The 19,183-nt window shown below is 58.4% G+C and carries 13 protein-coding genes, 2 tRNA genes and 4 pseudogenes; 9 read left to right on the top strand and 10 right to left on the bottom strand.

Annotation, left to right across the window (positions count from 1 at the left end; all coding sequences use genetic code 11):
• Window positions 1-110: 110 nt before the first annotated feature.
• Window positions 111-1,754, bottom strand: a pseudogene (locus GOB90_RS15090) (membrane-bound PQQ-dependent dehydrogenase, glucose/quinate/shikimate family); the annotation flags it as partial.
• 450 nt (window positions 1,755-2,204) lie between these two features.
• On the opposite strand from GOB90_RS15090, the gene GOB90_RS15085 reads away from it, so the two are divergent.
• Complete coding sequence (locus GOB90_RS15085; RefSeq protein ID WP_173572127.1) at window positions 2,205-2,381, top strand: hypothetical protein; 177 nt, start codon at window positions 2,205-2,207, stop codon at window positions 2,379-2,381.
• Between the two features lie 203 nt (window positions 2,382-2,584).
• Here the strand turns inward: GOB90_RS15085 and glnA are convergent, their stop codons facing one another.
• A complete protein-coding gene (gene glnA, locus GOB90_RS15080) occupies window positions 2,585-4,030 on the bottom strand; it encodes a type I glutamate--ammonia ligase (RefSeq protein ID WP_146889153.1) in 1,446 nt (481 codons plus the stop codon).
• 163 nt (window positions 4,031-4,193) lie between these two features.
• Window positions 4,194-4,532, bottom strand: coding sequence for a P-II family nitrogen regulator (locus tag GOB90_RS15075; protein ID WP_146889156.1), 339 nt, complete (start codon window positions 4,530-4,532; stop codon window positions 4,194-4,196).
• Window positions 4,533-4,855: 323 nt separating this feature from the next.
• Here GOB90_RS15075 and GOB90_RS15070 point away from each other — a divergent pair, with 323 nt between their 5' ends.
• The 4 genes and pseudogenes from GOB90_RS15070 to GOB90_RS15055 all read left to right on the top strand — a co-directional run bounded on the left by GOB90_RS15070 (window position 4,856) and on the right by GOB90_RS15055 (window position 7,152).
• The gene (locus GOB90_RS15070) at window positions 4,856-6,037 is read left to right on the top strand and encodes an aminotransferase (RefSeq protein ID WP_146889159.1); all 1,182 of its coding nucleotides are present in this window, start codon (window positions 4,856-4,858) and stop codon (window positions 6,035-6,037) included.
• A gap of 75 nt (window positions 6,038-6,112) precedes the next feature.
• A tRNA-His gene (locus tag GOB90_RS15065) sits at window positions 6,113-6,189 on the top strand.
• Between the two features lie 234 nt (window positions 6,190-6,423).
• A pseudogene (locus GOB90_RS15060) lies at window positions 6,424-6,846 on the top strand (IS5 family transposase); the annotation flags it as partial.
• A gap of 60 nt (window positions 6,847-6,906) precedes the next feature.
• Entirely contained in the window at window positions 6,907-7,152 is a 246-nt protein-coding gene (locus GOB90_RS15055; RefSeq protein WP_146889164.1) for a hypothetical protein, read from the top strand.
• A gap of 428 nt (window positions 7,153-7,580) precedes the next feature.
• On the opposite strand, the gene GOB90_RS15050 is transcribed toward GOB90_RS15055, so the two are convergent.
• Together GOB90_RS15050 and GOB90_RS15045 are read right to left on the bottom strand one after the other, a co-directional pair.
• Window positions 7,581-7,656 (bottom strand) — tRNA-Glu (locus tag GOB90_RS15050).
• A gap of 80 nt (window positions 7,657-7,736) precedes the next feature.
• Window positions 7,737-8,063, bottom strand: a complete 327-nt coding sequence (locus GOB90_RS15045) for a hypothetical protein (RefSeq protein WP_146889169.1) — start codon at window positions 8,061-8,063, stop codon at window positions 7,737-7,739.
• Between the two features lie 51 nt (window positions 8,064-8,114).
• Here GOB90_RS15045 and GOB90_RS15040 point away from each other — a divergent pair, with 51 nt between their 5' ends.
• Both GOB90_RS15040 and rpoH read left to right on the top strand, forming a co-directional pair.
• Entirely contained in the window at window positions 8,115-9,089 is a 975-nt protein-coding gene (locus GOB90_RS15040; RefSeq protein WP_146889172.1) for an RluA family pseudouridine synthase, read from the top strand.
• Between the two features lie 248 nt (window positions 9,090-9,337).
• Complete coding sequence (rpoH, locus tag GOB90_RS15035; protein ID WP_146889175.1) at window positions 9,338-10,219, top strand: RNA polymerase sigma factor RpoH; 882 nt, start codon at window positions 9,338-9,340, stop codon at window positions 10,217-10,219.
• Window positions 10,220-10,307: 88 nt separating this feature from the next.
• On the opposite strand, the gene GOB90_RS15030 is transcribed toward rpoH, so the two are convergent.
• From GOB90_RS15030 to accD, 3 genes are all read right to left on the bottom strand, one after another.
• Window positions 10,308-11,417 (bottom strand): hypothetical protein, encoded by a 1,110-nt coding sequence (locus GOB90_RS15030; protein ID WP_146889178.1) that lies wholly within the window; start codon window positions 11,415-11,417, stop codon window positions 10,308-10,310.
• A gap of 144 nt (window positions 11,418-11,561) precedes the next feature.
• Window positions 11,562-12,884, bottom strand: coding sequence for a bifunctional folylpolyglutamate synthase/dihydrofolate synthase (locus tag GOB90_RS15025; RefSeq protein ID WP_146889181.1), 1,323 nt, complete (start codon window positions 12,882-12,884; stop codon window positions 11,562-11,564).
• 138 nt (window positions 12,885-13,022) lie between these two features.
• The gene (gene accD / locus GOB90_RS15020) at window positions 13,023-13,943 is read right to left on the bottom strand and encodes an acetyl-CoA carboxylase, carboxyltransferase subunit beta (protein WP_146889184.1); all 921 of its coding nucleotides are present in this window, start codon (window positions 13,941-13,943) and stop codon (window positions 13,023-13,025) included.
• Between the two features lie 499 nt (window positions 13,944-14,442).
• On the opposite strand from accD, the gene GOB90_RS15015 reads away from it, so the two are divergent.
• A complete protein-coding gene (locus GOB90_RS15015) occupies window positions 14,443-16,482 on the top strand; it encodes an NAD(+) synthase (protein WP_146889187.1) in 2,040 nt (679 codons plus the stop codon).
• A 171-nt stretch (window positions 16,483-16,653) separates the two neighbouring features.
• Window positions 16,654-16,981: pseudogene (locus tag GOB90_RS15010) on the top strand (transposase); the annotation flags it as partial.
• Between the two features lie 199 nt (window positions 16,982-17,180).
• On the opposite strand, the pseudogene GOB90_RS19290 reads toward GOB90_RS15010, so the two are convergent.
• Window positions 17,181-17,405, bottom strand: a pseudogene (locus GOB90_RS19290) (IS5/IS1182 family transposase); the annotation flags it as partial.
• Between the two features lie 220 nt (window positions 17,406-17,625).
• Window positions 17,626-18,948, bottom strand: a complete 1,323-nt coding sequence (locus tag GOB90_RS15000; protein WP_146889193.1) for a glycoside hydrolase family 68 protein — start codon at window positions 18,946-18,948, stop codon at window positions 17,626-17,628.
• Window positions 18,949-19,183: the final 235 nt, after the last annotated feature.

Raw genomic sequence — 19,183 nt, 5'->3', positions numbered from 1 at the left:
GAAACATCCCGCCAGCAGAAGCTGAGGCACGCTTTTATGCACAACAGAAATCACATGCATTAGCCGCTTAAATCAGATAAAAAACGTCTCCACAAAACCCGGGGCAATTCAAGGCTCGGCATTGCCGCCGGATAGGGCTGTGTCGGAGAAACACGATCATCCGGCGCATGGCCCGCTGTCGGAACCGCGCGCTCTTCCACAGGATACCCCGGGACCGGCTGACCGGTACGACGATCCAGCACGAAGAACTCACCACGCTTGGTGCTCTGCACCAGTGCCGGGATCATAGCCCCGTCCGGACCGGGCAGATCGACCATCGACGGACCGGACGGAATGTCCATGTCCCACAGATCGTGATGCACCGTCTGATAGGTCCAGCGACGCTCGCCTGTTTCAATATCCAGAGCAATGGTCGCGGAGGATGTCGCATCGTCGAACGGACGACGTGTGCCACCCCAGTTATCCGGCGGCGAGTTGCCCGTCGGCAGATAGACAAGACCCAGGTTGAGATCGGCAGTGTAAACGCCCCACGCATTCGGCGTGTCACGCGTCAGCACGTCATCCGGACCAGGCTTCCAGGTTTCGGGCGTATGGCCCGCATCCCAGGCCCACTCAAGCGCGCCGGTCGTCGCATTGAAACCGCGGATCGCACCGGACGGCTCGAAATTCGCCTGGTTGTCGAACACCCAGCCGCCCGTGATCAGGCGGTTCTTCGCCACCAGGGGTGGCGAGGTGACGAAGTGGAATCCGTGCGGCACATGGCCGAGATATTCACGCAGCGAAATATAGCCGTGATCGCCGAAATCCTCACAGGTTTTTCCGGTCTCGGCATTGAGTGCCACCATGCGAACGTCGGCGACCGGGGAATAGATGCGGTTGCGGCAGTCCGTCTGAATCTCGTCGGGCACATGGTAGTACGTCACACCACGGCAGGCGAGATAGACGTTCTTATCCAGATCGGCCATCGCCGGATGCGGATCAAACTTCCACCTCACCTTACCGGTTGCAGCGTCCAGCGCCATCACCCAGCTGTGCGGCGTGCACATATACAGCGTGTTATCGACCTTGATCGGCGTGACTTCCAGGTTGAACTCATGCCCCTGATCAGGACCGGCCACCGTGCCTTCGCCAACCTGCTGCACATCGCCCGTGCGTGTCAGCCAGGCGCGCTTCAGGCCCGTCACATTGGTCCGCGTGATCTGACCGAGCGGCGAGTAACGATCGCCACCAACAGTGCGGCCATAAGCTGACCAGTCACCATCCTTCACACCATCGGAAGCCGGATCAGGCTGGCCCTGCGCCGCCATCCGGTCATCGGGCACCGTCCCGTCGATCGAATAGGACGTAAAGCAGCTGACGAGCAGCGCCAGGCAGGAGACCGCCAGCGCGCCCAGCACTTCCCGTTTATCCGTCAGCCAGTCTGAGCCCGAACGCCACACACCGGGCAGGAGCAGCCAGGCCCCAAGACCCACCAGCGTCATCAGACGGACTTCAAGACCCCAGATGTTGAAACCGGTCTCAGCCACGGACCAGATCGTCGCCACCAGAAGAAGCCCGGCATACAGACGAACAGCCAGTTTCGGGTTCTTAAAGCCCGAGACCGCCGCGCCGATCATGACGCCGCCGGCCAGAATGTAGAACCATGAACCGCCCAGGAAGAGGAGCTGTGCCCCGCCAAAGAACAGGAAAGCTCCTGTCAGGCCTAGCAGGACCGAAGTTATGAGTGACCATAACCTCCCACTATTTTCTCGCATGCCGCGTTTCTCTCTGTTGTTTCCGTCGGCCGCACATCATGTCACCACAGAGATTTCACGATGATCGGCCTTTAGCGGGCCTGCTCAACACGGGAGAGAGGATGCAGGCTATGCGCGATCGGATACAGATCACACAGGTTTGTACAGAGCGGGTGAAACTGTATCACCCGTGAGACAGTCCGGGCGAACGGGTCACAGGGAGATCCAATCCTTTCGATCCCCGTCTGATAAATAAAACAGACGAAGACGCGCTTCCAGACAACAGCGCTCAGCGATGATCGCCGCGGATAAAACCGCGTGTCGGGTCCATCAGAATCCGCAGACTCCGGTGGCTAATGAAGCGTCTGTCCGGCCTCAGAATGCAGACGCCGCTTCCAGTGCTCAATCGTGCCGACAGCCGCTGCGATCATCCCGCTCAGCTCCGATACGGGACCGCGCCAGGATTGCTCCATGTCCAGCATCATCATTGGTATCGATAAAAGCCCACACAACGATTTCGCAATTCGCGGGCTGCTTTATGTTGACCTGAAAACACTCCCAGGGCGGATCACCTCCCATGTAAAAAAACGCGCCGGTGCGCCCGCCCATTCGGTGAACAGTGTCGTGCCGCAGAGACTTACCCGCTGACGGATGACATGATCGACTTCGTCATATGGCGATAAGAACGGCATTGCATCTGTCATTGTTTCTGCTCCGGAACCCCGCAAAGGGACAGCAGTCCTTTGACCCCGATCCGTTAACAAAATGTGGCGCCGGGCAGTCTTCTCCCAAAACGCAAAACGCGGCCCGAAGGCCGCGTTTCCACGTATTCCAGTCGTTCGTGAGAACAATCAGACCGAGTAATACATCTCGAACTCAACCGGATGCGGCGTGTGCTCGAAACGGAACACATCCTGCCATTTGATCGCGATGTAGCTCTCGATCTGGTCCTTTGTGAACACATTCCCCGCCAGCAGGAACTCATGGTCAGCCTGCAAAGCCTCAAGCGCCTCGCGCAGCGAACCCGCGACCGTCGGGATCTGCTTCAGCTCTTCCGGAGGCAGATCATACAGATCCTTGTCCATAGCATCGCCAGGATGGATCTTGTTCTTGATACCATCGAGACCGGCCATCAGCATCGCCGAAAACGCCAGGTAAGGATTTGCGGTCGGGTCCGGGAAACGAACCTCAACGCGCTTTGCCTTCGGGCTTGTCGCATACGGAATACGGCAGGACGCTGAGCGGTTGCGGGCTGAATAAGCCAGCAGCACCGGCGCCTCAAAGCCCGGAATCAGGCGCTTGTAGGAATTGGTCGACGGATTCGTGAAAGCGTTCAGCGCCTTCGCGTGCTTGATGATACCGCCGATGTAATAGAGCGCCGTGTCAGACAGATCCGCATAGCCGTTACCCGCGAAGGTCGGCTTGCCAGCCTTCCAGATCGACTGGTGAACATGCATACCCGAACCGTTATCACCATAGATCGGCTTCGGCATGAAGGTCGCGGATTTGCCGTAAGATACCGCAACGTTGTGGATACAGTATTTATAAATCTGCATGAAATCGGCCGAGCGGACCAGTGTATCGAACTTCGTGCCCAGCTCGTGCTGCGACTGCGCCACTTCGTGGTGATGCTTCTCGATCGGCAGACCCATCTCACCCATCGTTGTCAGCATCTCGGCGCGCAGATCGCTCTCGCTGTCCACCGGCGCACAGGGGAAATAACCGCCCTTCACGCCCGGACGATGACCAAGATTGCCTTCAGGATATTCCTTCAGGGAGGCGCCTGGTCCCTCAATGCTGTCCAGCTGATATTTGCCATAGTTCGGGCCTGTGCCGAACTGGACGTTATCGAAGATAAAAAATTCAGCTTCCGGGCCGAAGAACGCCGTGTCGCCGAGGCCGGTGGACTGCAGATATTTCTCGGCAAGTTTGGCGGTCGAACGCGGATCACGGTTATAAAACTGCCCGGTTGCCGGATCAATGATATCACAGATCAGAATAAGCTGCGGCTTGGCCGAAAACGGGTCCATGACAGCCGTGCCGGGATCAGGGAGCAGAACCATGTCGCTCTCATTGATCGCTTTCCAGCCCGCGATGGACGACCCGTCAAACATGAAGCCTTCGGTGAAGGTGTCTTCCTCGATCGTCGTAATGTACTGTGTGGTATGATGCCATGTGCCACGCGGATCGGTGAAGCGCAGATCCACCAGCTCGACTGAGTTTTCCTTGATAAGGTCGAAGACCTTGGCAACCGCAGCAGCCGACGCGCTGGTCGAACCGGACTCTTTCTTCGCCATAATGCCCTTACCTGACTGTTTGACACCGCTGAGCGGCACCCGTGTTTTCAACATCGCCAGACAAAAATGGAATTGTCCGCAGCGATATCGGTTCTGAACTTTTTTGTCCCATGTTGTCCGCCCCCGCAAGTCTCAGACTCTGCGTATTATTCCGGGCAGACAGTCAGATCGCGTCTCCCCCGCGCTCCCCGGTTCTGATCCGGATGGCATCCTCAACCGGAATGATAAAGATCTTACCATCCCCGATGCGCCCGGTGCGGGCCGCATTCGTGATCGCTTCGACAGCGCGTTCCGCGAGATCGTCGGAACAGACGACCTCGATTTTCATCTTGGGAAGAAAATCGACGATATATTCCGCGCCGCGATAGAGTTCGGTATGGCCCTTCTGGCGCCCGAATCCTTTCGCCTCAATCACAGTAATACCCTGCAGGCCGAGCTCATGGAGCGCGTCCTTCACTTCATCAAGCTTGAACGGCTTTATGATGGCCTCGATCTTTTTCATTCCGCGTCGTCACACTACCAGTTTGACACAGCGCGCTCGGAACGCGCCTTTCAGATATCCGTCAGAGGCCCTCTTATCGCAATGAAAAGCAGGCAGACTGTCCGATAAAAACCAAGGTTCGCACGACGGGCCGCGCGGGGCAATCGGGTTGAGACCGAAATAATTTTCCGGCACATCGCCCTCCTGCCCCGAGACACAGGCAGACATTGACGCGCAACTCCCACGAAGGCTTATCCTGCGCTTCTTTCCAACCTCCATTCTGAACGGTCCCGCCAACAGAATATCGGGGTTTTCAGTCAACACCACATCCGTCCGGAGATACCGTGAAACCGCTCAATCAGCAGATTGCCAGCCTGCCGACGACCATCTTCACGGTCATGTCAGCTCTGGCCGCCAGACATGACGCGATCAATCTCGGACAGGGCTTTCCGGATACAGAAGGTCCGGCCCATCTCATCGAAGCCGCCGCCGCCGCCTTGCGGGATGGCCGGAATCAGTACGCACCGCTGGCCGGCCTGCCGGAACTGCGTGAAGCCGTCGCCCGGTCATGCGCCCGGTTTTACAGCCTGACCATCGACCCGGCGACCGAAGTCGTCGTAACTTCCGGTGCGACGGAAGCCATCGCCGTCAGCCTCGCCGCCCTCGTTAATCCCGGCGACGAAATCATCGTCATCGAGCCGGCCTACGACACATATCTTCCCGTGATCCGGCTCCTCGGCGCGGTTCCCAGGCTCGTCCGGCTGACACCCCCCGACTGGTCCGTGCCGCGCGAAGACCTGGCCGCGGCCTTCAGCCCGAAGACGAAAGCGATTCTGCTGAATTCACCGATGAACCCCTGCGGCAAGGTGTTCACACCGGGCGAACTGGGATTCATCGCCGGCCTCGTTCAGAAACACGATGCCTATGCCATTTGCGACGAGGTGTACGAACACCTCACCTTTGGCGTGCGCCACATACCCCTGATGACCCTTCCGGGAATGCGCGAGCGCTGTCTGCGGATCGGCAGCGCCGGCAAAAGCTTCTCCCTGACGGGCTGGAAAGTCGGCTACATCACCGCCCCCGCCCCGCTCGCCGCCGTCGTGGCAAAAGCTCACCAGAATCTGGTTTTCGCAACGGCACCCAATCTCCAGCGCGCGGTCGCCGTCGGGCTGGACCAGGACACCGCCTATTTCACCATCCTGGCACAGGATATGATGCTGCGGCGGGATATCCTCGCCGCCGGTCTGCGCGAAATCGGCTTCGGCGTCCTCCCCTGCGACGGCACCTATTTTCTGACAGCCGACATCAGCTCTCTGGGTTCCGTCGTGCAGCCCGGCGAATCCGACCAGGACTGGTGCAAACGCATGACCGCGGAAGCCGGCGTCGCACTGATCCCGGTGTCCGCTTTCTACGATACCGCAGGCAGCAAACCACCCACACATCTGGTGCGGTTCGCCTTCTGCAAAAAACCTCTGGTACTGGAAGAAGCCCTGACGCGACTGCGCGACAGAGTCGGACGGGGCTGAGAACAGCAATGGCTCCGTCCGCTAAAAGCTGTTGACGGGCACGATCGCCTTGTCTAATGACGGTGCCGCTGTGTGGCGGACGTAGCTCAGTTGGTTAGAGCGCCGGTTTGTGGTACCGGAGGTCGCGGGTTCGAGCCCCGTCTTCCGCCCCAGCGTGAATTTTCCAAAAAATATCAGCAGGTTACCCGAAGACCTCCAAAGGGCTTCTGCGATGCTGCGTTACACGCTCACCGTTACACATTTGTGAGGCGGAAACGGTACATCAGCCAGGGCGTGTCGTCAGTTAAGTGGCAGTGGCCTTGTACTTTCGCCTGTTTTGTGATGTTTTCTCGCTGATTTCAGGGGGATATACAGATACGGTGGTATGCCCTGAGTGACAGTCAGTGGGCGCCGATCAGGCCATCGGACGGTCCCGTGGGGGACTGACCACGAAAATGCACGCCGTTGTCGATGCTGCCGGGAAGGCTGTCGCCCTTTCCCTGACGCCCGGACAGAGAGCCGATATCACTGAAGCAGAACCTTTACTGGATGAAGTCGATCCCGAAGCCTTCATCGCTGATAAGGCTTATGATGCTGATCCCCTGATTGATAAGCTCGAAGAGCGGGAGATCGCACCGGTCATTCCTTCAAAAAGAAACCGTAGAAATCCACGGAAGATCAGTTTCTCACAGTATAAAAACAGAAACATCATCGAACGCTTCTTCGCCAGACTGAAGCATTTCAGAGGCATCGCAACACGCTACGACAAGCTGAAGTCAACCTTTCTCGCTGCCGTGCAACTCGCCTCCGCCATCATCGGAATTAACTGACGACACGCCCTAACAGACACTCGTGTTTCACCTGGGGCTTTACGTCGGGAATATAATGTCTTGCGAGCCAGCTTGCGTCGGGCGTGGACGGACGGCTTTCTCACGCGTCCTCCCGAGATTGAAGCCCCGCGTGACAGCGCGCCGCGCGACCGTTTCCTGACAAAAACAGAGGCCAGAAAGCTGCTGGAGGTTGTAAAACTCCGCATGTGTGACCTTCATGGTCATAGCTATGTATACAGGAACTCGCAATGGCTCGATCCTTGGTTTGACGTGGGACCGGGTTTACTGGGAGAGCAACCTGATTGATTTCCAGGAACCTGGTCGGCCTTTGACGGGCAAACGTCGTGCTGTCTCCCGATGACCAAGGCACTCCGCGCGGAACTGCAGAATGTTTTCAAGACGCGACGGGGTGATTTTGTGGTGCAGTGACACACCAAGCCGGTACCGAACGGATTGCACTGATCCTTCAGCAAGGCGTGCGAGCGTGCCCGGCTGACATGGAAGCCGACGCCGCATCATCTCAAGCACCCGGTCGCATCGCGGCTCGCCATGGACCGAATTCCCATTGGTCAGGCTTGTCGACTGGCTGGCCACCGATCCCGTGACTCTTCGTCGAATCTATCGGAAGTTTGATCCGACATATTTAAGGGACATCGCAGATGGTTTCGAACTGTAGTGATCCAACTGGACCAGTAAGCTATCTGTGGATAAGTCAAATTATCCAGCAAAATCAATGGCGTCCCATAGGGGATTCGAACCCCTGTTGCCGCCGTGAGAGGGCGGTGTCCTAGGCCTCTAGACGAATGGGACGCAGACGAGCGGTCTATTAGTGGAACTGATGTCGGAACACAAGCATTAAAAAAATTTACCCTCTGATTATGTAATGATGATCAGGGAGCAAGCTGAAGTCGTCCGATGATACGACCGGAGGACGTATCCCAGATGACGATGCGGTCTTCGCCGCCGCCGGTGAGGTGCAGTGCCAGCAGCGATCCGTTTTGCCAGGCGATCTGTTTTATTGCTGTGCCGGCCGGTTCATGAATGGTAACCGTTTTTTCAATCAGCGGCGGCGAGGAGGCGGGTAAAGACAAACTGGTCGGGTGCGACATTCTGTGCACGATGACGGCAAGAAGTACGCCGGTTCCGGCCACAATCAGGATTCCCATGCCGATGACGGATGCCAGAAGCCCGCGTCTTGCCAGAGTGCTCTGCTCCATGCCGTCATTAACCTTTCGTTTATGGCGTTCGGGCTGTAGATGAGGCCTGCGATGGAGACAACCCACGGCCCCCGTATTCTGACTGTCACTGAAGAGTTCGCCGGGCAGCGGGTGGATCGCGTGCTTGCGCTCGGTTTTCCCGATCTCTCCCGTTCCCGGCTGAAGGTGCTGATAGAAGCGGGGCATGTCACGCGAAACGGGACAGTTTTTTACGAACCCGCTGATCTGGCCCGAATGGGAGCCACATTTGTAATTGATATACCGGCTCCGGTTCCGGCCACGCCGGCAGGGGAAAATATTCCATTTTCCATTTTGTATGAAGACGGCGATCTGATCGTGCTCGATAAGCCTGCGGGCCTTGTCGTTCATCCGGCTCCGGGCAACGAAACGGGAACGCTGGTCAATGCGCTTATTGCGCATTGCGGCGACAGTCTCGTCGGGATTGGCGGAGAAAAACGACCGGGTATCGTGCACCGGCTTGATAAGGATACGTCGGGCGTAATGATCGTCGCCAAGACGGAAAAGGCTCACCATGCTCTGTCGGCTGACTTTGCCGCCCGACGTATTGACCGGTCTTATCTTGCGTTGTGCTGGGGTGTTCCGGCGCCTGTCAGGGGAGAATACGAAGGCAATATCGGGCGTGACAGACGGGACCGCAAACGTATGGCGCTTGTGAGTCAGGGTGGCAAGGAAGCGCTGACACGTTATACTGTGCAGAAGGCTTTCGGGGATTATGCCGCGCTGGTGGAGTGTCGGCTCGCGACCGGGCGCACACATCAGATTCGGGTGCATTTCTCCGCGAACGGGCATCCGCTGATGGGAGACCCTGTTTATCTTCGCAGAATTCCGGCTGTGGCCAGGCGTTGCCCGACCGGGAAGCGGGATGTCGCACTCGATTTTCCGCGCCAGGCCCTGCATGCCGCCCGTCTCGGCTTTACGCATCCGCGCACGGGCGAGACGTTGCTTTTCGAGACGCCGCCTCCTGAAGATTTCAGGGCTCTTGAAATGCAGCTGGCGGGTGCTTAATTACGTAATTTTTTGTTAATCTTGACTTTTTGCGTGGATTAACGTAACAGAGGCCTTGTCTTTTCGACGCGCCCCTCGGGCCGCCGGAATGGATGTCCCGGATTTCTTTCGCCGCTTACGGGGGAGCGATCCGGGGACATGAACAGTCCATCCCCAGCGTCGCCCCGATAACGCAGGCCGATGCCCGACGTTCAGAAGAAGTCGGGATATCGATAAAGCCAGCGGTCGGGATGAAGGAGATTTCTCCCATGGCATCATCAGTTCTCACACTTGGTCCTGAAGCGAGTCTCTCTCGTTATCTTCAGGAAATCCGTAAATATCCCCTGCTTTCCGCCGAAGACGAAGCCGCGCTTTCACGTCGGTGGCGTGATGAAGGGGATGTTAAGGCTGCTCATAAACTCGTGACGTCTCATCTGCGTCTTGTTGCGAAAATCGCAATGGGGTACCGGGGGTATGGTCTGCCGGTCAACGAGTTGATCAGCGAAGGCAATGTCGGCATGATGCAGGCTGTGCGCCGCTTTGATCCTGAGCGCGGTTTTCGTCTTGCAACCTATGCGATGTGGTGGATTCGGGCGGCAATTCAGGAATACATTCTGCATAGCTGGTCACTGGTGAAAATCGGTACGACTTCGGCGCAGAAGAAGCTGTTTTTCAACCTTCGTCGTCTCAAGGGACAGATGAAAGCGATTGACGACGGTGATCTTGCTCCTGAGCAGGTGAATCATATTGCGACGGCTCTGGGTGTTCCGGAGCAGGACGTGGTCAATATGAACCGACGCCTGGCCGCCGCCGATCACAGTCTGAATGCACCGCTGCGCAGCGATGGCGAGGGCGAGTGGCAGGACTGGCTGGTCGATAACACTGACAACCAGGAGACGTCGCTTGGCGAGCATGAAGAGTTTTCAGATCGTAAAGCACTTCTGACAGGTGCGCTTGAATCTCTGAACGAACGCGAGCGGCATATCTTCGAGGAACGTCGCCTGAAAGATGATCCGGTTACCCTTGAGGAACTGGCTCAGCAATATGGCATTTCGCGTGAGCGCGTGCGCCAGATTGAGGCCCGGGCTTTCGAGAAGGTTCAGGCGCATATGAAGGCTGATGTTGAGGCCCGGCGTAGCGTTACGCAGTGATCCGCTGGTTCGGGCGCTGTCAGTCTGGCGGGGAAAAGGACAGAAACATGCCTCTTCCCTGCACCTGCAGGTCAGAGGCATGTGTTTTCTAAAAACCGTAGGCCAGGCCGGTGTGCATCGTTACGCCATTCGTCCAGCTTGAGGGTTCGATGTAGCTCAGACCATCATGCTGAGAAAGAACCTGGCTGCGCCCGAATGAAAAATAAGTGTATTGCACGCCGCCGATCCAGTGCAGGGAACTGCTGATCCGGTAATCGAAATCCAGTGCGGCGTCCCACTCCGGGCGGCTGCGAAGGTGGAATGTGCCATCGATTCCGTCGGCATCCATGTGGTTGCCGACGAGCTCTGCCCAGCCGAGGCGACCGCGCAGCACGAAGGCATTCGATATCGCGTAATCAAGATGGACGACGATCCCGGCGAGGAAAGAACCATAGTCTTCGGACGAAGACGAAACGCCATCAAAGCCTTTTATATCCCGGTTCCATGTGCGGTATCCGGCCTGAATGGCGGGGGTTAGCAAAAAGCGGTCCGTGACCATGAAGCCTTTGCCGATTTCGATACGGCTGTCCGTGGTCATGCGATGAGATGAGGTGTTGTAGGGGCTGACACCCGCGATACCGGGCATATAAGCCGAGCCGTGATAAGCGACGTCACTGTCGCCATAGTTAAAGTGCAGGGCCAGAAAGATGTGCTCGACTTCGTACAGGTCGAACATGCTTGAGGCGTCGAACTGAAGGCCGGGCGTCCAGCCGGTTTCCCGGTCATATCCTGTGTCTGCCCCCTCGTAGGGTGCCTTTTCCTTATAGTTGCTCCAGTTTCCTGTGACCGACAGCCCGATCTCGCGATTGACCTGGACGACGGCAGGGAGGCGGCGCCCGGATTGATAGGGATTTGCGGAACGATGAAGACCGTAGGCGTTTGAGTCATCACCATGGACGCGGGGCCTGCGCGGACGTGGCTCGAACGGGCGGACGGGCATGTTCAGCACAGGCGACGTATCTGTGACGACCGGTGCGTTATCTTCCGGATTCATCCCGATGGTCATCAGCATGCGGGCCAGCGTCTGATGACGCAGTTCAGAATCGCGGCGTGTATCGAGATAATTGCTGGTGTGAGCAGGCGCGAACTGCGCATGTGCCTTGCTGCCGACAGTCAGCGCGGACACAGAGAGGCCGAGACACAGGATGGTTTTGCGCACGCACGCCTCATGAAGGTCGGAAACGGACTGGTCCGTTCTTCCCTAACGGGCAGTGGTTAAAGAGAGCCTGGCAAAAGGTTTCATATCGACGTTTTAAAGGCTTTGGCTGAAAATTCAGGCGCTGGGAGCAGCGAGGCCCTGAAGTCAGCTCGCCTGCCAACCGTCTTTTTTCAGCACGACGCCCGCCAGATAGAGGCTGCCGCAGATCAGAACCCGGGCCGGCTGCCCGCCTGTAACGGGAAGCGTATCGAGCACGGCGTCCAGGGTCGGACCCGGGAGGACTTTACCCTGACCGGCCGCGACAATGGCTTCAACCGGCTGGGCAAGATGCTGATCAGGCTCGGCGACGGCGTAGATGGTGGTGGCGCGGGTGAGAAGCGGTGAGAGAAAGCCGGTGGCATCCTTGGTCTGTTTCATGCCGATGATGATATGCAAAGGGCGGTCGGACCAGGCATCCAGCACCGGAGCCAGGGCTTCGCCGGCGCCGGGATTATGGCCACCATCGAGCCAGAGTTCCCAGTCTGCCGGGAGACGGGCGGCAAGTGTCCCATGCAGGCGCTGGAGGCGGGCGGCCCATGTGGTGTGGGCGATACCGGGCCAGGCGATCTCCGGCACGGTCAGGCCGCTGGCCCGGAGAGCGGCGATGGCAAGGGCGGCGTTGTCGTCCTGGTGTGGACCTGTAAGGGCCGGAGGCGGAAGCCGGAGCGTACCGGCCGGGTCGGTGAAGATGAGGCCGGGTGCGGGCTGGTCGATGTGTTCTGCTGTCCAGTCGCGGTCGCGGCGGAACAGGGGCGCACCTTTACGGGCAGCTTTTTCTTCCAGCTCCTGCATGACGATCGGGTCCTGTCGTCCGGTGACGACGGGCACGCCGGGTTTGATAATTCCGGCTTTTTCGCTGGCGATGGCTTTCAGGGTCGAGCCCAGGAAGGCCTCGTGATCCATCGAAATGATGGAGATGGCGCAGGCGGCGGGGGCCGGGATGACATTGGTAGCGTCGAACCGTCCGCCGAGGCCGACTTCTATGATCGCCAGTTCCGCCGGGTGACGGGCAAACAGCACGAATCCGGCGGCGGTGAGGACCTCGAAGACGGTGATCGGAGCCCCATTATTGACACGTTCGATGTCTTCCAGGGTGGCGATCAGTTCGTCTTCGCTGACCAGTTGTCCGGCGATGCGGAAGCGTTCCGTGACATCGACGAGATGAGGCGAGGACATGACATGGACGCGCCAGCCCGCGGCTTCCCCGATGGCACGGAGGTTGGCGCAGGTGCTGCCTTTGCCGTTGGTGCCAGCGACATGGATGACGGGGGGAAGTTTCCGCTCAGGGTGGCCGAGGCGGGCCAGAAGGGTTTCCAGGCGGCCCAGTGAGAGGTCGATCAGGGCCGGATAGAGTTTGTTGAGGCGTTCGAGAACCGTGCCGGTGCGACCGGTGAATTCCGCGCTGAGTTTCGGTGCAGGAATGGTCATGGGCGGCTCTCTGGCGGGGCATTCCGGCGGAGAAGTACGGGAGGCTCTGCCCGCACTCCGGCAAAGGTCTGAGACCTTTGCGGACCGGTTTGTTTTAATGGTCGGGGTGAAGGCACCTGCGCCCGCTTCTCCCGGATCTCAGGTTGTTGGCAGCGGCGTTTCCGAGCCGGGTTCTTCCGGGTCCGGCAATGTGCTGGTGAACACATCGCCCGGAGGGGCGGCTGTCAGCAGACCGACGAGGCGACCAAGCGTGGCCCGCAGATTTTTCCGCTCCACGACCATATCGAGCATGCCGTGTTCCAGCAGGTATTCGGAACGCTGGAAGCCTTCCGGCAGCTTTTCGCGCACGGTGTCCTCAATGACGCGCGGACCGGCGAAGCCGATCAGGGCTTTCGGTTCGGCGATCTGCACATCGCCCAGCATGGCGAAGGAGGCGCTGACGCCGCCTGTGGTGGGGTCGGTCAGCACGACGATATAGGGAAGGCCGGCTTCCTTCAGCATTTCGATGGCGACGGTCGTGCGTGGCATCTGCATGAGGCTCATGACGCCTTCCTGCATGCGGGCGCCCCCGGATGCGGTGAAGACGATCAGGGGGGCGCGCTGCAGAATGGCGAGACGGGCGGCGGCGATGAAGCCCTCACCGAAACCGGTGCCCATGGTGCCGCTCATGAATTCGTAGGCCATGACGGCGACGACGGCCGGGTAGCCCATGATTTTGCCGTGTGCGACGGCGATTGAATCATCAAGCTGGGTTTTGGCGCGGGCGTCTTTCAGCCGGTCGGCATAGCGCTTGTGGTCACGGAAACCGAGCGGGTCGGCGGCGACTTTCGGCAGGTCGATGCGGGTGTAGCTGTCGGCGTCGAAGGTCCATTTCAGGCGCTCGGCAACAGGCACTTTCATATGGAAGCCGCAATGCGGGCAGACGTTCAGGGTCCGCTCCAGCTCCTTGACCAGCACCATCTGGTGACAAGACGGGCAATTGGTCCAGAGGTTATCCGGCACCTCCCGCCTGAGCAGGCCGCGAACTTTGGGCCGGACATATTCGGTAAGCCAGCTCATGCCTGAACTCCATAACCAGAGCGTGACGGTGTCGGGGCCCGGGGCTCCGGCGACGGGATCACGCGACAGAACAACGAATCACGGAACATGACTGGATCATGTTCCGGTATGCGGACAGGGCGCTGCATAGCTTTCCTGCGCTTTCCTGCCAAGTAATACCATTTTTGCGGGACGAAAGTATTTTCAGGTGGCCGCCCCCTGATCCGTCGATAAATAAACAAACAGGTTTCCAAAGGCCGCCGCCCTTTGGTGGGTTTCAGGGCAACGCCCTGAGAAAATGAGGCAGGACCTGTTTACGGGGCTCTGCCCGTTCTCCGGCAGGAGGCGCACCCTCCTGAACCTCATGTTTGTTTTAAGAATACAGGGCAGGGACAAAGCGCCGGGGAGGAACGCCAGGTTTTGTGTGGGGACCAGCGAGGGATATAGAAGTAAGAAAATAGCCGGCAGCTGACCGCCCTCTGTCAGGCATTGTATTTTTTCTCCGGCGCGCGAGGTGTTTATGCGGGATTTCCGCTCCCTGTACCGTCATGGCTTTGCCCGGGTAGCGGCCTGTACGCTGCCGGTTTCGCTGGCCGATCCGCAGACCAATGCGCTGCGGATAATCGACTCTCTGAAGGCCTGTTCGGAAGAGGGCGCGGTGCTGGCGGTTTTTCCGGAGCTGGGGCTGTCGGGGTACGCGATTGACGATCTCCGTCAGCAGGATGTGCTGCTCGACGCGGTGGAGCAGGCGGTGGCAACCGTGGCGGAGGCGACGGGAACATTGCTTCCCCTGGCGCTGGTGGGAGCGCCGCTGCGGCATGGCAATGCACTTTATAACTGTGCAATCGCGATCCATCGCGGCGAAATCCTCGGGGTCGTACCGAAATCTTACCTGCCGAACTACAGGGAGTTTTATGAGGCGCGGCAGTTCTCTGCCGGGGCCGGGCTGCGGGGCGAGATGATCCGGGTAGCGGGAACCGAGGTGCCGTTCGGAACCGATCTGCTGTTCGAGGCACAGGACATTCCCGGTTTCCGGCTGGGTGTAGAGATCTGCGAGGATGTGTGGGTTCCCCTGCCCCCCTCCACCCTGGCGAGCCTCGCCGGGGCAACGGTGATTGCCAACCTGTCGGCCAGCGACATCACCGTCGGCAAGGCAGAAGAGCGGGACATGCTGTGTCTGTCGCAGTCTTCGCGGTGTCATGCGGCTTATCTTTATGCGGCGGCAGGCGAAGGTGAATCGACGACCGACGTGGCCTGGGACGGTCAGGTCTCGATCTTCGAGAATGGCCGTAAGCTGGCGGAAAGCGAGCGCTTCCCCAAGGGCGCGAGGCATGTGATGGCGGATATCGATCTGGATCTGCTGCGGCAGGAACGGATGCGGATGACATCGTTTGAGCAGTCGGCGGCAGCGGTCGATGCGTCTTCATGGCGGCGGATCACGCGGCGGTTTTATCCGCCGGGTCGCGATCTGGGGCTATTGCGGGATGTGGCGCGGTTTCCGTTCGTGCCGGCTGATGCAGCGCGGCTGGAGCAGGATTGCTATGAGGCCTGCACGATTCAGGTTTCAGCACTAAAACAACGGATGGCGGCGAGTGGCGCCGGGAAGATGGTCGTTGGCGTGTCGGGGGGGCTGGATTCGACGCAGGCGCTGCTGATCGCGGTGCGGACAGCGGATGAACTCGGGCTCGGGCGGGATGTGGTGCTGGCGTTTACGATGCCCGGCTTCGGGACCAGCAAGGAGACGCTGCGCAATGCGCACGTTCTGATGAAAGCGCTGGGGGTGGCGGCGGAAGAGATCGATATCCGTCCGGCAGCCCGGCTTATGCTGGAGGAGATCGGACATCCTTTCACTAAGGGTGAGGCGGTTTACGATATTACGTTCGAGAATGTGCAGGCAGGGCTGCGAACGGATTTTCTGTTCCGGCTGGCCAATCAGCGTGGCGGTATCGTGCTGGGCACGGGCGATCTGTCGGAACTGGCTCTGGGGTGGTGCACCTACGGAGTGGGTGACCAGATGGCGCATTACAATGTGAATGCAGGACTGCCAAAGACGCTGATCCAGCATCTGATTCGCTGGTTCATTGCGTCCGGTCGCTTTGACGATGAGGCCGGCGCGATTTTGCGGGCCATTCTGGCGACGGAGATTTCACCTGAGCTGGTACCGGCTGGCGCGGACGGGGCGGTGCAGAGCACGGAAGCCACGATCGGTCCTTACGCGCTGCATGATTTTGCGTTGTTTTATGTGCTGCGCTACGGATTCCGGCCCTCGAAGATTGCGTTTCTGGCCGAAGCGGCATGGCGGGATGCGGCAGCGGGCGCCTGGCCGCCCGGTTTTCCGGAGGCGGACCGGCGGGCGTATGATCTGCTGGTGATCCGGCGCTGGCTCGGGGTATTTCTGCGGCGGTTCTTTACGACGAGCCAGTTCAAGCGCTCGGCGATGCCGAACGGGGTGAAGGTTGTGGCTGGTGGCGCCCTGTCGCCTCGGGGGGACTGGCGGGCACCTTCGGACGGGAATGCACGGGTCTGGGTGGATGAGCTGGAGCGGAATGTGCCGGGGTGAGAAGCCGGATACGGCAAAGGCATGAAAGCCCAAGATATATAATGGAACGTGTCAATATATTTGCGTCTTACAATGAATTAACGGGCTTTGAAACCTGAGCTCAGGACCTGTTAATTCATTGAACTGAGCATTACGCTGTGGTTCACCGGTTTACCGATGGAGGGTGAGCCCGTGAGTGAGTTGTTTTTGCTGTCTGAAAGCCAGATGGCACGAATTGAACCGTATTTCCCTTTGGCACATGGCGTGCCTCGCGTGGATGACTGCCGTGTTCTGAGCGGGATCGTTTACGTGATCCGCAACGGTCTTCAGTGGAAAGCCGCACCGAAAGCGTATGGTCCGCACAAGACCTTATACAATCGCTTCATCCGCCGGCGCCGCCTGGGTGTTTTCGACCGGATCTTCATGGCGCTGACGGCACAGGCCGGACGGTCGAAGCGTCTGATGGATTGATGCGACACCCCTCAAGGCCCACAGGACAGCGGCCTCATCGGGCCGTAAGATAGTAGATGGAAAGCGCCGCCGCGAAACCTTTGTAACAACAAGTCTCGCGCGGCGCTGTATCCTGTACATCCGGGCGAAGGCTCACATAGGGCCGCTTGAGCCATCCGTGAATCAGAAAAACCAGCTGATTTCAAGGATCTGTCCGAACGTTACAGACGCGAGCGCATTGACCGAACGCTTGATGATTCCGGTCATCCATTTGCCATGATGGCGCGGAATTTGCCACTCGCATAACCACTACCAATGAAGATGCGCCAAAGCCAGGGGAACAGCAGGTGGCGGATGTGCCACTTGCGTCCTTTCACCTTCCTGCCCGCAACAAACCCCGAAATCCTGCCACTTTCCATGCTCCTTACTGATTGGCAGTCAATTACTCAGGCGCCGGGCATGGCTTCACACCCTTCGATTTCGCGCAGGTCCATACCATTACCGCGTTTATGTCTTCGAGCAGCAGGCGCTAAGCACACCTGCTCGCCACAATTACAGAACCACGCTCATGATTTCGTTCATGTCAGTTTCCGGGAACGTCCGCCCCACCTCATAGGCAGAACAAAAGACGCTCCCGGAACCCGTTACGCATCCACCAGACCTGATGGATATTATAAACCGCCCGACTATGCTCATGTCGGGCATTATCATTTATTACTCAATAATTTTCGAATCAGACTCTGAGACGATCGGGCGTTTGTCAGGCGCGGGATCAACCGGCCATGCGCCCTGAGCGAAAATCTCTCCGTAATTCCAGACATCGGACAGAAATGTCCTGTCTCCTTCAAGTGCAATCCGAACAGTTGGCGCCAGTGTCGCACCAATCCGGTAGGCGCTCGGATCAGCTGCCGTCGGATCGGGAATGTAATTGATGAAAGACTGAACATATCCCTCCGGATCAACGAAATGACTGTAGGTCGCGAGAGGCTGCGTCTGGTTATTTCCGAGAACAAGACCGGATGAATTCAGTGGCCGGTAGGGACCGAACAGGCCGTCATCACTGACAAAGCCGTACACACCATCCGGGCCGACGAGACCGCCGGAATAAGTCGAGGCATGACTGATCGTAAACAGATAAACCCGGCCGTCCCTGAACACGACATGGGGCCGCTCCGTCTGATCGTTCACGCCAAGCGCCGTTACCAGCGGCTCAAGCTGTGTCCAGCGTGATTTCGAAAAATCACCAGCTTCATAAGCACCGTCATCCAGAACTGCGATGCCGATTGCCGCCGCGCCATATTCCGCGCCCGCTCCGACCTCGAAGCCGGGAGGAATCAGGCCCTGCTCCTTGCTACCAATCGTAAAATCACCGCGCATTCCAGGAACATTGCCCTCATACACCGCGTAGACACGACCATCTTCCGGATTCATGAAAACATGCGGATCGCGGAAATCGAAGTATTCGTCCTCATCCGAATTAGCCTCATGAATACCATCGGCAGAGAACATTTCAGTTGATGTGCTGAAACCTTCAAACCAGACGCCTGTTTCATCAGCGAAAATATGCCCTGTCGAGACAGACGGAACAGACTGGTTTACAGGCGCATCCGCTTCGGACGTGTAGAACATATCGACACAGTTTGCCGTGTCCTCACGCATGACAAGACTTCCGGACCACTCGTGCGGCCGAAGATCCGCGCTGGTCTGCAGCAGACGCCCGCCCCACTGCCAGTCAGCGCCATTACCGGTTTTCGAGAACCAGAACCCGATATAGGCCCGGTTATTGCGTGTGTCCCATTCCTCAACGATGCTGGCATTGGTCAGATCGATTTTGTCGACCGCCAGAGACCAGATAACGTGCCATCCCTTAAATGTGACTGTCTCACCATGAATATTTCGAAGCGCGCCCGTATCCCATATCATGACCGACTCATCCATCGTCGGGAAGTCCGTTGAGATAAGAGGCATCGTTGTAGTAGGATCGCTCTCATTAATCTTGAGAGCATCCGCGATGGTCCATCGGGAAGTGTGACTCATTAATAATTTCCATGGAAAAATACCAACGCCAGTATTGGGTGGCCCGTAAAAAGTATCTGTCTCCGTCACAAAATGTCCGGACCAGATAAAACCACGGCCTGCCCGGGATACAGATCGGGCTGATTACGCATTGACGCACCAGCGTCACCTCAGCAATCCCATCACCGACCCCCCCCGGACAGCCATGCACACGAAGCACTCAGGAACGACACAGGCGCGGGGACATATCTTCGGG

The organism is Acetobacter oeni, from assembly GCF_011516825.1.
Lineage (GTDB): Bacteria > Pseudomonadota > Alphaproteobacteria > Acetobacterales > Acetobacteraceae > Acetobacter > Acetobacter oeni.
This window is presented reverse-complemented; position numbering and strand designations above follow the sequence as displayed.

What these genes read in the sequence shown, in the direction of transcription:
- GOB90_RS15025 (WP_146889181.1), bottom strand. Translation starts at nt 12,884, where the DNA reads ATGACCATTCCTGCACCGAAACTCAGCGCGGAATTCACCGGTCGCACC.
- GOB90_RS15015 (WP_146889187.1), top strand. Translation starts at nt 14,443, where the DNA reads ATGCGGGATTTCCGCTCCCTGTACCGTCATGGCTTTGCCCGGGTAGCG.
- GOB90_RS15045 (WP_146889169.1), bottom strand. Translation starts at nt 8,063, where the DNA reads ATGGAGCAGAGCACTCTGGCAAGACGCGGGCTTCTGGCATCCGTCATC.
- GOB90_RS15075 (WP_146889156.1), bottom strand. Translation starts at nt 4,532, where the DNA reads ATGAAAAAGATCGAGGCCATCATAAAGCCGTTCAAGCTTGATGAAGTG.
- accD (WP_146889184.1), bottom strand. Translation starts at nt 13,943, where the DNA reads ATGAGCTGGCTTACCGAATATGTCCGGCCCAAAGTTCGCGGCCTGCTC.
- glnA (WP_146889153.1), bottom strand. Translation starts at nt 4,030, where the DNA reads ATGGCGAAGAAAGAGTCCGGTTCGACCAGCGCGTCGGCTGCTGCGGTT.
- rpoH (WP_146889175.1), top strand. Translation starts at nt 9,338, where the DNA reads ATGGCATCATCAGTTCTCACACTTGGTCCTGAAGCGAGTCTCTCTCGT.
- GOB90_RS15000 (WP_146889193.1), bottom strand. Translation starts at nt 18,948, where the DNA reads ATGAGTCACACTTCCCGATGGACCATCGCGGATGCTCTCAAGATTAAT.
- GOB90_RS15040 (WP_146889172.1), top strand. Translation starts at nt 8,115, where the DNA reads ATGGAGACAACCCACGGCCCCCGTATTCTGACTGTCACTGAAGAGTTC.
- GOB90_RS15085 (WP_173572127.1), top strand. Translation starts at nt 2,205, where the DNA reads ATGTCCAGCATCATCATTGGTATCGATAAAAGCCCACACAACGATTTC.